At 62.7% G+C, this 13,830-nt stretch carries 12 protein-coding genes; 7 read left to right on the forward strand and 5 right to left on the reverse strand.

The genetic code is table 11. The features are described 5' to 3' along the window. Window positions 1-23: 23 nt before the first annotated feature. The gene (gene parC, locus HGO38_RS10495) at window positions 24-2,300 is read right to left on the reverse strand and encodes a DNA topoisomerase IV subunit A (protein ID WP_250955827.1); all 2,277 of its coding nucleotides are present in this window, start codon (window positions 2,298-2,300) and stop codon (window positions 24-26) included. 214 nt (window positions 2,301-2,514) lie between these two features. Here parC and HGO38_RS10500 point away from each other — a divergent pair, with 214 nt between their 5' ends. From HGO38_RS10500 to HGO38_RS10510, 3 genes are all read left to right on the forward strand, one after another. Continuing rightward, complete coding sequence (locus tag HGO38_RS10500; RefSeq protein WP_250955828.1) at window positions 2,515-3,711, forward strand: aq_1923 C-terminal domain; 1,197 nt, start codon at window positions 2,515-2,517, stop codon at window positions 3,709-3,711. 186 nt (window positions 3,712-3,897) lie between these two features. Further along, window positions 3,898-5,322 carry a cytochrome P450 gene (locus tag HGO38_RS10505; RefSeq protein ID WP_250955829.1) on the forward strand — a complete coding sequence of 475 codons (1,425 nt, stop codon included), beginning with the start codon at window positions 3,898-3,900 and terminating at the stop codon, window positions 5,320-5,322. After that, window positions 5,319-6,326, forward strand: coding sequence for a lysophospholipid acyltransferase family protein (locus HGO38_RS10510; RefSeq protein WP_250955830.1), 1,008 nt, complete (start codon window positions 5,319-5,321; stop codon window positions 6,324-6,326). The genes HGO38_RS10505 and HGO38_RS10510 overlap by 4 nt, the downstream gene beginning before the upstream one ends. 24 nt (window positions 6,327-6,350) lie before the next feature. On the opposite strand, the gene HGO38_RS10515 is transcribed toward HGO38_RS10510, so the two are convergent. Together HGO38_RS10515 and aspS are read right to left on the reverse strand one after the other, a co-directional pair. Beyond that, window positions 6,351-6,833, reverse strand: coding sequence for an FUSC family protein (locus tag HGO38_RS10515; protein WP_250956001.1), 483 nt, complete (start codon window positions 6,831-6,833; stop codon window positions 6,351-6,353). 5 nt (window positions 6,834-6,838) lie between these two features. Next, window positions 6,839-8,629 (reverse strand): aspartate--tRNA ligase, encoded by a 1,791-nt coding sequence (gene aspS, locus HGO38_RS10520; protein WP_250955831.1) that lies wholly within the window; start codon window positions 8,627-8,629, stop codon window positions 6,839-6,841. Between the two features lie 239 nt (window positions 8,630-8,868). On the opposite strand from aspS, the gene HGO38_RS10525 reads away from it, so the two are divergent. Further along, window positions 8,869-9,228, forward strand: a complete 360-nt coding sequence (locus HGO38_RS10525) for a hypothetical protein (RefSeq protein WP_250955832.1) — start codon at window positions 8,869-8,871, stop codon at window positions 9,226-9,228. A gap of 412 nt (window positions 9,229-9,640) precedes the next feature. Here the strand turns inward: HGO38_RS10525 and HGO38_RS10530 are convergent, their stop codons facing one another. Both HGO38_RS10530 and HGO38_RS10535 read right to left on the reverse strand, forming a co-directional pair. After that, on the reverse strand, window positions 9,641-10,267 hold the full coding sequence (locus HGO38_RS10530) for a LysE family translocator (protein WP_250955833.1): 627 nt from the start codon (window positions 10,265-10,267) through the stop codon (window positions 9,641-9,643). 167 nt (window positions 10,268-10,434) lie between these two features. Continuing rightward, window positions 10,435-11,037, reverse strand: a complete 603-nt coding sequence (locus HGO38_RS10535) for a TetR/AcrR family transcriptional regulator (protein WP_250955834.1) — start codon at window positions 11,035-11,037, stop codon at window positions 10,435-10,437. 102 nt (window positions 11,038-11,139) lie between these two features. On the opposite strand from HGO38_RS10535, the gene HGO38_RS10540 reads away from it, so the two are divergent. The 3 genes from HGO38_RS10540 (at window position 11,140) to HGO38_RS10550 (ending at window position 13,795) form a co-directional block, all read left to right on the forward strand. Beyond that, window positions 11,140-11,571 (forward strand): ABA4-like family protein, encoded by a 432-nt coding sequence (locus tag HGO38_RS10540; RefSeq protein ID WP_250955835.1) that lies wholly within the window; start codon window positions 11,140-11,142, stop codon window positions 11,569-11,571. Between the two features lie 3 nt (window positions 11,572-11,574). Further along, window positions 11,575-12,426 carry a hypothetical protein gene (locus tag HGO38_RS10545; RefSeq protein ID WP_250955836.1) on the forward strand — a complete coding sequence of 284 codons (852 nt, stop codon included), beginning with the start codon at window positions 11,575-11,577 and terminating at the stop codon, window positions 12,424-12,426. A gap of 112 nt (window positions 12,427-12,538) precedes the next feature. Beyond that, window positions 12,539-13,795, forward strand: coding sequence for an MFS transporter (locus HGO38_RS10550; protein WP_250955837.1), 1,257 nt, complete (start codon window positions 12,539-12,541; stop codon window positions 13,793-13,795). The last annotated feature ends 35 nt before the right edge of the window (window positions 13,796-13,830 follow it).

Consider the following 13,830-nt stretch of genomic DNA (forward strand, 5'->3'; position numbering starts at 1 on the left):
TGCAGGACAAGGGCTTGCCGCGATCAGCCGGAGAACTTGCCGCTTCTGGGGAAGCCCTTGGGCACGGCGCGGCCGGCGGTGGCACGGTCTGCCTGCCATTCGACGAGTTCGGCCGCGGTCTTGGTGAAGGTACGGCCGGCGCTGTCGGCCCAAGTCAGGCCGTTGGCCATCACGAAGCAGCGGATATCGGAGACGCCGCCATCCTTGTAGCGCTGCAGGCGAACGCCCTTGCCGCGGGTCATTTCCGGGATCTGCGCCAGCGGGAAGACCAGCAGCTTGCGGTTCTCGCCGACGATCGCCACGTGGTCGCCGCTGACCGTGATGGCAAGCTTGGCCTCGTCCGGCATGGCGACATTCATGATCTGCTTGCCCTTGCGGGTATTGGCGATCATCTCGTTTTCGGCGATCACGAAGCCGTTGCCGGCGGTGGAGGCCAAAAGCAGCTTGCGCTGCGGATCGTGCACGAAGGCGGTCAGGATGTCCTGATCGTTTTCCATGTCGACCATGATGCGGATCGGCTCGCCATGGCCGCGCCCGCCGGGCAGCTTGTCGGCACCCAGAGTATAGGCCTTGCCGCCGGTGGTCAGCAGCAGGATCTTGTCGGTGGTCTGGGCCGGGAAGGCCACGCGCAGGCCGTCGCCTTCCTTGAAGGTCAGGCTAGAGGTGTCGGAGATATGGCCCTTCAGCGCCCTGATCCAGCCCTTTTCCGAGACGACGACGGTGATCGGTTCCTTCTCGATCATGGCGTGCTGGATGGCTTCCAGATCGGCATCCGGCGCATTGGCGAATTGCGAGCGGCGGCGGCCGAGTTCGGTCGCCTTGGCATATTTCTTCTTCACCTCGCCGATTTCCCAGGCGATGGTCTGCCACTGCTTGTCGTCGGAGGCGAGCAGCGTCTCGATCTCGGCCTTCTCCGCCGAGAGTTCGTCGAATTCCTTGCGGATCTCGAACTCTTCCAGCTTGCGCAAATTGCGCAGCCGCATGTTGAGGATCGATTCGGCCTGCAGATCGGTCAGGGTGAACCGCTCGATCAGGAACGGCTTGGGCTCGTCCTCCTCGCGGATGATGCGGATCACCTCGTCGAGGTTGAGATAGGCGATCAGCAGGCCGCCGAGGATCTCCAGTCGCTTGTCGATGGCCGCCAGCCGGAACTTCGAGCGGCGGATCAGCACGTCCTTGCGATGCGCCAGCCACTCGGTCAGCACCTCGTTCAGGGCCATGACGCGCGGCACGCGGCCCATGGAGAGCACGTTCATGTTGAGCGGGAAGCGGCTTTCGAGCTCGGTCAGCTTGAACAGCGATTCCATCAGGATGGTCGGATCGACCGTGCGGCTCTTGGGGATCAGCACGACGCGGACGTCTTCGGCCGATTCGTCGCGGATGTCTTCCAAGAGCGGCAGGCGGCGGGCGATCAGCAGTTCGGCGATCTTTTCGATCAGCCGCGACTTCTGCACCTGGAAGGGGATCTGGGTGATGATGATCTGATAACCACCCCGGCCCATGTCCTCGGTTTCCCACTTGGCCCGGACGCGGAACCCGCCGCGGCCGGTGCGGTAGGTTTCCAGCATGCTTTCGCGGCTTTCGACGATGACGCCGCCGGTCGGGAAGTCGGGGCCTTCGATGCCGCCCTTCTGCGGATGGGCCGGATCATACATCAGCTCCTCGACGCCGGCGCCGGGATTCTTGATCAGATAGAGTGCGGCGTCGCAGAGTTCGTGGGCATTGTGCGGCGGAATGGAGGTCGCCATGCCGACCGCAATGCCCGACGAGCCGTTGGCGAGCAGGTTCGGGAAAGCGCCCGGCAGCACGACGGGTTCGTCGTCTTCCTCGTTATAGGTCGGGCGGAAGTCTACAGCGTCCTGTTCGATGCCTTCGAGCAGCAGCGCCGCCACATCGGTCATGCGCGCTTCGGTATAACGATAGGCCGCGGCGCTATCGCCGTCGATATTGCCGAAATTGCCCTGGCCGTCGACCACGGGGTAGCGCTGCGAGAAATCCTGGGCGAGGCGTACCAGCGCGTCATAGACCGACTGGTCGCCATGCGGGTGGAACTTACCGATCACGTCGCCGACGATACGGGCGCATTTCTTGAAGGCCGAATTGGGCCTGATGCCCATTTCGCTCATCGCGTGGATGATGCGGCGATGCACCGGCTTCAGTCCGTCACGGACATCGGGAAGCGCGCGGTGCATGATGGTCGACAAGGCATAGGCCAGATAACGCTCTTCGAGCGCAGCCTTCAAATCGACCGGCGTAACGTTATCCCCACCATCCGGCGGGGGCACAAGATCTTTTCCCATGGTTTCTGACTAGCCGAGAAGCCCTGCCCCGGCAAGGCAAGCAAGGGTCTTGACTGTGGATTACGGGGGCTTGTGATCCACAGTCACAGCAAGTTCTGGCAAATTTTCAGGCAAGTGCAAAAGCGGTGGAACTTTTGAATGCCGATCCTATAAAAGACACTCTCTTCATGCCGATAGCAGTTTTTCGGACATTCACGATCCAGGAGGACCCCCGATGACCCATTTCAGCACCACCAGACTTCTCCTCGCGGGCGCAGCTCTCGTCATGCTTCCCGGCCCGGTCTGGGCGCTGGACGGGCAGGATCTGCTCGCCAAGATCAACGCCGCCTATGCGGCCGGCAGCGGCAAGATCACCGCCAATGCCGTGGAGGTCGATGGCGACGACGTGTTGCTCAAGGGGGTCATGCTGACGGTCAACACGCCGGACGCCAAGCCGCTGCCGGTCGGCGACCTCACCCTCAAGGGGGTCAGCGAAGAGGATGGCGGCGCCTATTACATCGAGCGTCTGGATTTTCCGGCCGTCAACTTCAGCCAGGACAAGGCCAACTTCTCGGTGGCCGATCTCTACCTTGCCGGCATTCACGTGCCGGGCAACACCACGACCGGCGACATCGATTCGCTGATGCTCTACGAGGAAGCCCATAGCGGCCCGGTCTCCGTCACCGTCGATGGCAAGCCGGTGTTCTCGATTGCCGAATCCAGCGCCGAAATGGGCGTCGATGACGAAGGCACGACGCTGAGCTTCGAAGGCTCCGTCACCGGCATCAAGGGCGACCTCAGCATGGTCGAGGATGCGAAGTCCAAGGATGCGATCGAAAAGCTCGGTCTGAAGTCCCTCGACGGCAAGGTGACGATGAAGGGCAGCTGGGAACTGCCGAGCGGCACGATCGATGTCGAGGAATATGCCTTCGATTTCGCCAGCATCGGCCGGCTGAACCTCGCCTTCACCCTGTCCGGCTACACGATGGAGCTGGTCAAGCAGCTGCAGGAAACCAGCCGCACCATGCAGACCGATCCGAACAACCAGCAGGCCCAGCAGGCGGCCGGGCTTGCCATGCTCGGCATTGCCCAGCAGATGAACTTCGTCGGCGCCGAAATCCGCTTCGAGGACGACGGCATCACCAAGCGCGGCCTCGACTATGCCGGCGCCCAGCAGGGCGGCATGTCGGGCGAGGATATCGGCCAGATGGTCAAGGCAATGGTGCCCTTGTTCCTGGCCCAGGCCAAGCTCGGCGAGATCCAGAACACGGTTTCGGCCGCCGTCAACACCTATATCGACAAGCCGGAAAGTTTCACCGTGACCGCCACGCCGGAAAACCCGGTGCCGTTCCCGATGCTCCTGGGTGCCTATATGGGCGCACCGGAAACCCTGCCGAAGGTGCTCGGCATCGACGTAACCGCCAACGACTGATGACGTTGGCATCCCTTTGAAATCACCGCTGCCGGTTCGCCGGCAGCGCGTTTTCGCCACAGGTGAAACGCCCGTGGCGATCTTCTGCCGGCATCAAATCCGGCGTAATCTGCCGCTCAATGGCTTGACGCCTCGCCACGGGTCGCTAAACCCGAACGGCACCTGCAGGCAATGATCGGATCCTTCATGCTCTCCTGGCTACAGCGCCCTGTCGAATTCAAGGAACAGCTTTCCGGCGAGGTCTTCGAGCCGGCCCATGCCAAGTACTATTCCGGCGCGCCGGGCAAGCCGCTGCAACTCCTGCTGCAGGCCCGCGCCGATTTCCTGTCGATCTGGCGAGCCAGCGACTACATCGAGAAGGTGTCGCAGATCAAGCTGCTCGGGCGGCAGATCGTCGTGGTCAATTCGCCCGAGATGATCCGCCAGGTCGTGGTCAAGCGGCACGAGAATTTCGAGCGCAAGAGCCCGCAGATGCGCCGGGCGCTGGAATATCTGCTGGGCGACGGCCTGTTCATCTCCGATGGCGAGACCTGGAAGCAGCGCCGCTCGCTGGTCTCCGACATCGTCCACATGAACCGCGTGCCGACTTTCGGCCCGGTGATGGAGAAGACGGCGACCGAACTGGTGCATCGCTGGGACGGCATGCCGGAAGGCGCGACCGTCAACGCCCTGCACGAGATGGCGGGCCTGACCGCCGAGATCATTTCGAGAAGCGTGTTCGGCAACCAGCTCGGCAAGGACAGCGCCGACGCGGTGACCGACAGCTTCACCAGCTACCAGTCGCTGATCGACAGTATCAATATCGGCTATTTCCTCGGTTTCGACGAGGGCCTTCCCGTCTTGCGCACGCCGTCGCTGCGCCGCTCGGTGAAGCGCATCCATGGCATTATCGACAAGGTGGTGGAAGATCACCTGGCCGGGCGCGGCGACCATGATTCCATGGTCGAACTGCTGATCCGCCGGCAGCAGCGCAATCCGGAGCTGAAACTCGACCAGGTGGCGCTGCGCAACGAGGCGGCGACCATCTTCATGGCCGGCCACGAGACCACGGCGGCAACGCTCACTTGGTCATGGTATCTGCTGTCGCGCGCCGAATGGGTCGAGAAGGCCCTGCATGCGGAAATCGCAAACGTCTGCGGCGACCGCACGCCGACCATCGACGACGTGCCGAAGCTCGAACTGTGCAAGGCGATCATCGAGGAGACCCTGCGGCTCTATCCGCCGGTGCCGATCCTCGCCCGCCAGGCCAAGCAGGCCGACAGGATCGGCGATATCGACGTGGCGCCGGGCGCCCTGGTGCTGATCGTGCCGTGGATCCTGCACCGCACCGCCGGCCTGTTCGACGATCCGCATCTGTTCAAGCCGGAGCGCTTCCTGGATGGCAAGCGTCCGACGCCCTACAGCTACATTCCCTTTGCCAGCGGACCGCGCGTCTGCCCGGGCCTGCATTTCGGCCTGACGGAATCGATCCTGTGCCTGGCGATCATTGCCCAGAAATACAAGGTTCGCGTCGCCTCCGACCACAAGGTCGAGCCGATCTGCCGTCTGACCCTGCGGCCGAAGGGCGGATTGCCGGTGACCCTGCATCGGCGCCCGGAGCACGCGGCATGAGCGCGCCAAAGGATCCGGCCAAGGACGGCATCGCCAAGCGCAAGGCCTGGATCTTTCACCGGGCGGAACGACCCGGCCTTGCCGACCTGCTGGCCGGCGGCGAGCGGCGGGCAGCGTTCACGCGCTACTGGATCAGCGACAATATCTGGAACGGCCTGCATCTTCTCGGCCATTTCGGCCTGAAGCTTTTGCCGATGGACGCCTGTTCGAATTTCGGAGCGCGTCTCGGCGTCTTTGCCATTCCGCGCTTTCACAAGGCGGCCGAAAAGCGCGCCCGCGCCACCATCGCAAAATTGTGCCCGCATCTGAGCGCGGCCGAGCAGGAGGCGCTGTTTCTCGAGAACTGCCGCACCCAGGGGCGGCTGATGACCGAGTTTTCGGTGATCAACCGGCTGGCAAACCACCCCGAGCGCATCGAGGTGCACAATATCGAATGGGTGGCTGAGGCCGCCAAGCGCGGGCCGGTGATCTTCGTCGGCATGCATCTCGGCAATTGGGAGATCGGCCCGATCGTCCTGAAGCGCGCCGGTCTGGTGCCTTATGTCAATTACACGCCACCGCCGGGCCGCGCCAAGGCGTGGATTTCGGAGCGGGTGCGCCGCAAGAACGGCCTCAACTTCCTGCCGCCGGGCCTTGAGGGCATTCGCCCGGCCGTCCGGGTGCTGAAAAGCGGCGGCATCGTCTCGGCCTTCTGCGACGAGGGCGTCGGCGGCAAGATCCGCGGGCCCCTGTTCGGCCGCAAGCCGCATCTGGAAGGCAATCTGGCGATGACCATCCGGCTGGCCCGCATGACAGGCGCGACGATCTGCCCGTGGTACAATCTGCGCAAGAACGGCTTCACCTTCGTCTGCCAAGCCCTGCCGCCGATCACCCTGCCGCCGGAGACCAAGAATGGCGAACGGATCATCGAGGATATCGCTCTACTCAATGCGGTGATCGAACCGATGATCCGGGCCCATCTCGAGCAATGGTTCTTCCTCGACAATGCGATTGTCGCGGACTGAACACGGGTTTGGACGTTTCGAGCGTTACGCCTTGTCGTCCGGGCGGCGCCTGAAGAAAGCGAGCGCAAAGGCGGCGCCGATCGAGACGCCGACGATCACATCCAGAAACCTGACGATGCCGCCCGTGGTCGGCCCCATCACCATGACCAGAAGAGCCGAGGCTCCGGCCTGAATCGACACCACCGGCGCCAGCCCCGGCATGGCGGCCACCAGCATGGCTGCGAAGATGGCAAGGGCGATCCGGAATTCACCGAAATCGAAGGGGATCATGAAGATCAGTTCCCCGACCAGAATGCCGATCGTCACACCAATCAGCAGGTTAAAACCCTGACGGAGATGGTTGGGAATGCCGGGAGCAAGGCAGATCACCGCCGTGATCGCCGCAAAGACCGGCTGCTGGTGACCATAAAGAAGGCGCGCGGCCCAAAAGGCCAGCGCGCCTGCAATCGATGCGGCAAGGGCATGGGTGAAGGCGGCACGAACGCGTTCGACGAGCCGCCCCCACATCAAGCTCAATCTTTCTTCGGCGTCGGCACGACCCGCAGCGCCAGTTCGCGCAGCTGGGTCGGCGTCGCCGGTGCCGGGGCGTTCATCAGCAAGTCCTGGGCCTGCTGGTTCATCGGGAACAGCGTGACTTCGCGCAGGTTCTTCGCACCGACCAGCAGCATGACGACACGGTCGATGCCGAAGGCGGCACCGCCATGCGGAGGCGCGCCGTACTGGAAGGCACGATACATGCCGCCAAAACGCTCCTCGACATCGGTCTGGCTGAGGCCGACCTTCTCGAAGGCCTTGACCATCAGCTCCGGCGACTGGTTGCGGATCGAGCCGGAGGCGATTTCAAAGCCGTTGCAGACCGCGTCATACTGGTAGGCCTTGATCGTCAGAGGATCCTGACCTTCCAGCGCATCGATGCCGCCCTGCGGCATGGAGAACGGGTTGTGGGCGAAATCGACCTTCTTTTCCTCTTCGTTCCATTCGTAGAACGGGAAATCGATGATCCAGCACAGTTCGAACCGGTCGCGGTCGACAAGGTTTAGTTCCTCGCCGGCGCGGGTGCGGGCTTCGCCGGCAAACTTGTAGAATTTTGCGGGATCGCCGGCCACGAAGAAGCAGGCATCGCCGGCCTCAAGGCCGAGCTGCGTGCGGATCGCGTCGGTGCGCTCCTCGCCGATATTCTTGGCGAGCGGACCGGAGCCGACAATCTTGCCGTCCTCTTCCTTCCAGAAGATATAGCCGAGACCCGGCTGGCCGGTGCCCTGCGCCCAGGCATTCATGCGGTCGCAGAAGGCTCTGGAGCCGCCGGTCTTGGCGGGAATGGCCCAGATCTCGACCTTCGGGTTGGCGGCAATCATGCCGGCAAAGACCTTGAAGCCGGAGTCGCGGAAATGGTCGGTTACCCCTTCCATGACGATCGGGTTGCGCAGGTCCGGCTTGTCGGTGCCGTATTTGCGGATCGCCACATCGTAAGGAATGCGCGGCCAGTCCTTGGTGACCGGCTTGCCTTCGGCAAACTGCTCGAACACGCCGGTCATGACAGGACCCATGGTGTCCCAGACGTCTTCCTGGGTGACGAAGCTCATTTCCAGGTCGAGCTGGTAGAATTCGCCCGGCAGGCGGTCGGCGCGCGGGTCTTCATCGCGGAAGCACGGCGCGATCTGGAAATAACGGTCGAAACCGGCCACCATCAGCAGCTGCTTGTACTGCTGCGGCGCCTGCGGCAAAGCGAAGAATTTTCCTTCATGGATACGGGACGGCACCAGGAAGTCGCGCGCCCCTTCCGGCGAGGAGGCGGTCAGGATCGGCGTCGAATATTCGGCAAAGCCGATCTCGCCCATGCGGCGGCGCATGTCGGAGATGATCTGGGTGCGCTTGACGATGTTCTTGTGCAGCGTGTCGCGGCGCAGGTCGAGGAAGCGGTACTTCAGGCGCACGTCTTCGGGATAGTCCGGCTCGCCGAACACCGGCAACGGCAATTCCTTGGCAGCCGCCAGGATTTCGATCTCCTGGGCATAGAGCTCGACCTCGCCGGTCGCCATGGTCTTGTTGATGGTCTCGTCCGAGCGGGCCTTGACCAGGCCGTCGATGCGGATCACCCATTCGCCGCGCACGGTTTCGGCCAGCTTGAAGGCCGGGCTGTCGGGATCGGCGACCACCTGGGTGATGCCGTAGTGGTCGCGCAGATCGATGAACAGCAGGCCGCCATGGTCGCGGACGCGGTGGACCCAGCCGGAAAGACGGACGGTCTGCCCGACATCGGACTTGCGGAGAGCGGCACAGGTGTGGCTGCGGTAACGGTGCATTTCAAAGGTTCCTGGACATTTTTGGCGTCAGCACAGGCGCGACAGGCACAGCCCGGCTGGCATAGGGAAATCGGGCGGAAAAGCGCATGAGTGGGGTGATTTGTCAAGGCTTGCCGGGGTCGCGCGTGCCCTCGATCGCATTTGGCGCGAGGCGGAAGAGTTCGTCTGGCGGCTGTTGGCCCATTGCAGTCATCCGACAGTCAACTAGAATGTGCCATCCAGTTCCCGGGGTGTGTATCATGCGTCTTCTCGTTGCCTTAATTGCCATCGGCACCCTCGCAACGCCAAGCTACGGGCAGGATTCCACCAAGCTTGGTCCGAACAGCAGCGAGGACCTATTCCAATGCGGCGCTGCCTTCGCAATCATGGCGAAGGTCTATCAGGAAGCTGGGCAGATGGATCGCTCTACCAAATATCAGGCAAAGTTCGAGAAGCTTGCAGCACAGGCTGAGGATGTGTTCGCGCAGTCAAACCGTTCCGAGAGCGATGCGAAAGCTTACATGCAGAAACACGTCGATGATCTGATTGCCGTTTCGGCTAAAGACACCAAGCTTGTCATCAACTTCTCTCGGGTCTGCGACCAACGCTTCCCCATCTAACGGCCGCTTGTGGCGCTTAGCGGCGGACGCCTCTCGGCTCTAAACGGCCCAATCCGGTCATCCGCCCTCCGCGAAATGGTCGCGACAAAATCAACGACGGCGAATTCTACGGGAAAAACTCGTGGCAAAAGTCGCTAGGGCTTACGCTTCTATCCTATAGAAGTTCGCCCGCATGGACGAAACATAGCTTATTGCCCTCGGGATCGCGGCAATACGCAGCATAGAAATCATCGTTGTATTGTGACCGGAGTCCTGGCTTTCCTTCATCCGAGCCGCCGTATTGAAGCGGGCGCTCCCACGCTATACGGACAAGCTCCTGCGACGACGCTGCGAAGCTGATTTGGACACCATTTCCGCAAGTATCGTTCCGCCTTTGGGCGGAGTTCGACCCGCATCGAACTGGCCGAGCCGTCTAAGCCCGGCGAGTGAAGGCCAGCACCCCCGCAGCGCCAAGCATCAGTGCGCCTGTGATCCGGTTCAGAAGCAGCATCCGCTTGGCGGATGGCTGCAAGGATCGAATAATGCTGCCAGCCAACGCCCATCCCATCGCGGCGACGAACTCCACGGCAATGTAGATCGCGCCTAGCACGACAAGCTGCACGGTGAAGGAATCTTCACCGCCTCTTGTGATGAACTGAGGCACGAACGCTGTGAACAGCAGGACAGCTTTGGGATTGGTCATAGCAACCAGGAACTCGCGCCGCGCCAAAGCATAGGGTCCCTGCGCAGCGCGAGTGCCGCCTGCGGTCCCGTGGTCGCGGGCGACGATCATCGTAGCGCCGAGATAGAAGAGGTAAACGACGCCCGCCCATTTGACGATCTGAAACGCAAGTTCTGATGCTTCCAACAGCGCGCCGAGGCCCACAATGACCATTGCAATCATGATAACGAAGGCGATGCATCGCCCAAAGAGAGCGATAACCGATGGCAGGAAACCCTGCCGGCTGCCGTTCGCAAAGGCGAGAAGGTTGTTCGCACCTGGCGAGGCCGCTACGACCGCAGCAGCAGGCAGAAAAATGAGAATTTGAGCTAGTGTCATTGTGAAATCTACCTTGGAATGTAGGTGTCTGCGGAAAGCACCTTCAGTCCCAAATGTTCCAATGAAAGCGACAATTGCTGTCCTGATTGTTGCGACGTCACAGAACAAGAAATTCTTCAGCGACTGCGACGTCCGGTGTTGGCGCAAAACGAACCGCCGCGCACGCCTCACTCCGGCAAAAGCATGCTCGCCAGATCGAGCGGCGCCGCGAAGGGCTCGCAGCCGGCGCCGCCCTCCGGCGGTAGCTTGCCGTCGATCATCAGATGGGCGTGGCCATGGATCTGCGACCAGACCAATTGCTCGACGGCCGCCCTGCCCTCGGGCGTATCGAGCTTCATGCGTCTTGCCACCGGGAGCGAGACCTCTTCGAGAACCGCGTGCGCTGCCGTCGCCGGCTGTTCCAGGGCCGGATCGTCCCAATCGAGACGGGTTGCGGTGAACATCAGGCGAAACAGATGCGGGCGTGCCGCGGCAAAGGCGAGATAGCCGCGTAAGGCGGCACGCAATTGTTCGGCCGGGTCTTGTGGAGCGGTCCCCATGGCGGCGCGCATCGAGGCGGCAAACAGGCGAAAACCCTCGACGGCAAATGCCGTCGTCAGATGTTTCAGGCTGGGGAAATGATGTTCCGGGGCGGCATGGGACACGCCGACACGGGCCGCCAGCTTGCGCAATGTCAGACCCTCGACACCGCCCTCTTCCAGCATCGCCAGGCCGGTGTCGAGCAGCGCCTGGCGAAGGTCGCCATGGTGATAGGATTTCTGTCGCGTCATGTCCTTTGTCTAACCCTTTGAAGGGGTCGCTGTCAAAGCCATCTTGACATTGCCAAGTTCGCCAGGCAGTGTTGATCTTGTCACCGTCAAGATGAGGCCGCCATGCATTTCGAACTGTTGTTTTCCGTGGCCAGCACGGCGGCCATGGCCGGCTGGTTGGCGCTGATCCTGCTGCCGCGCTGGCAGGCCGTCATCGGCTTGATCCGCTTCGGCCTGATCGGCGCCCTTTCCCTGACCTATGCCGTTCTGATCTTCGTCTACTTCTTCCGCGTCGCGGGCGGCGGCTTCGGCTCGATTGCCGAGGTGCGTGCGCTGTTCATGAGCGACGGCGTTCTGGTGGCCGGCTGGATCCACTATCTCGCCTTCGATCTCTTTGTCGGCACCTGGATCGCCGTCGAGGCTGACCGGCGCGGCTATCACCGGCTCCTGCAGGCGCTGATCCTGGCGGCGACCTTCCTATTCGGCCCAATCGGGCTTCTCGTCTTTTATCTCACCCGCGCCACCGACATGGCGCTGACCTTCAGAAAGGCGTGAGCCATGACCCTGTTGTTCGACGGAACGACGACCTTCCTGCCCGGCCATGGGCTGGTAGGCCCGATGGCTCAGTCAAGCGCTGAGCGCCTGTTGATCGTGGCGATCGGCCTGCAGGTGGCGCTGGCGCTGCCAAGCCTTGCGGCCCTGATGCTGGACGACCGGCTGCTCAACGGCGTCAGCGTGTGGAGCAAGCCGCTCAAATTCCAGGCCTCGCTGGTCCTGATGCTCGGCACGATCCTGCTGTTGCTGCCCCTCATCGAAACGACGGTGCGCGAAGGTTGGGGCGTCTGGCTCGCCTGTCTCCTTGCCTGCGTGACGGCCAGCGGCGAGATCCTCTACATCACCCTGCAGGCGGCGCGTGGACGCGCCTCGCATTTTAACGCCGAGACGCCGATCGAAGCCCTCGCCTATGGCATGATGGGCATAGGCGCCGCCCTGCTGGTGCTGGCGAGCCTCACGATCGGTCTCTTCCTGTTGTTGCGGCCGGCGCCGGACGCGTCCGCGGGACTTCAGCTCGGCGGCGCATGGGGCTTGATCCTTGGCAGCGTGCTGACCCTTCTCACCGCCTTTGCGCTCGGCAGCGGCCAGATCGGCGGCCCCGGCCATTGGGTTGGGGGTGTTCGGACCGACGCGGGCGGCCTGTTGCTGTTTGGCTGGTCGCGCAGCGGCGGCGACCTCAGGGTGCCGCATTTCTTCGCCACCCACATCATGCAGGCCCTGCCGATTGTCGGGCTTGTCCTGGAGCTGGTGATGCCGCGGCTGGTGGTCGCCGGACTGCTGGCGGCGGGCACACTGAGCATCGCGGTGGTGGCCGGGACGTTCCTCCAGGCGGTCGGCGGACGGCCGTTTTTCTGACGCCCATAGCCGTGACGGACTGCCATGATTTTGCCGCAAGACAACCGGTCGTGAATCTGTCTATAGGTTCAGCATGCCGCTTTGGTCCGGCGATCTTGTGCAAAGCATCCTCATGTCCCCGATCCGCTCGCTTATTCCCCTCCTGATCACCGCCGGCATCCTGATTGGCGGCAACGGGTTGCAGGGCACCTTCATATCGCTGCGCGCCCTCCAGGAAGGGTTTTCGCCATCGATGATCGGCGTGATCGGCACCGGCTACAATATCGGCTTTGCCATCGGCTGCATCTACGTGACGCGGATCATCCGTTCGATCGGCCATATCCGTGCCTTCTCGGCGCTGGCGGCGATCGCCTCGGCCGGCTCGATCTGCATGGTGCTGTTCATCGACCCGACCAGCTGGTTCCTGATGCGGCTGATCCAGGGCGTTTGCTTCGCCGGCCTGTTTGCGGTGGTGGAAAGCTGGCTGAATGCCCGCGTCACCAATGACACCAGGGCCCGCACCCTGTCGGTCTACCGCTTCGTCGATCTTGGCGCCGTGACGCTGGCGCAATACATGATCCCGGCCGTCGGCCTCGACGGTTTTCAGCTGTTTGCCATCATCTCCATGGCGCTGACCCTGTCGCTGGTGCCGATCTCCTTTGCCGACCGCTCCAGCCCGGAGGCGCCGGCCCATGTGCAGTTCGACGTGCGCACGCTGTGGCGCGTCTCGCCGCTGGCCACCATCGGCTGCGTGGTCGTCGGCCTGACCAATTCGAGTTTTCGCTCGCTGGGACCCATCTATGCCGATGGCATCGGCATGTCGGTGACCTCGATCGCCACCTTCATGAGCGTCGGGATCTTTGCCGGCGTCGTGCTGCAATATCCGCTCGGCCATTATTCCGACAAGCTCGACCGCCGACAGATCATCCTGGTGGCGACGCTCGGGTCGCTGGCCGCCAGCCTGTTCATCGCCCTGTTTGCCGATAGCAGCCCCTGGCTCAATTATGTCGGCATCTTCCTGTTTGGCGCCTTTGCCATGCCGCTCTATTCGCTCTGTTCGGCCCATGCCAACGACCACGCCGCCCCCGGCCAGCATGCGCTGGTCTCGGCCGGCACGCTGTTCTTCTGGTCGCTGGGCGCCGTCATCGGGCCGCTGTTTGCCTCGTTCATGATCGACCTGTTCGGACCGCATGCCCTGTTTTACTATACCGCCGCGGTGCTGGCCTGTTTCCTCATCTATACGGTGCAGCGCATGACGGTGCGCGAAGGCGTGCCGACGACGGAGCGCCGCATGGGCTTTCGCAATCTGCTGCGCACCTCGACCTTCTTCAGCAAGCTGGCCGGCGCGCCGCCCGCCGAGCCAGCCAAGGATAAGACCGACCGGGCATGATCCGGCTGGACATGATGCGGCTGGACTGCGGCAAG

The organism is Rhizobium sp. CG5 (genome assembly GCF_023701945.1).
Classification (GTDB): Bacteria; Pseudomonadota; Alphaproteobacteria; order Rhizobiales; family Rhizobiaceae; genus Allorhizobium.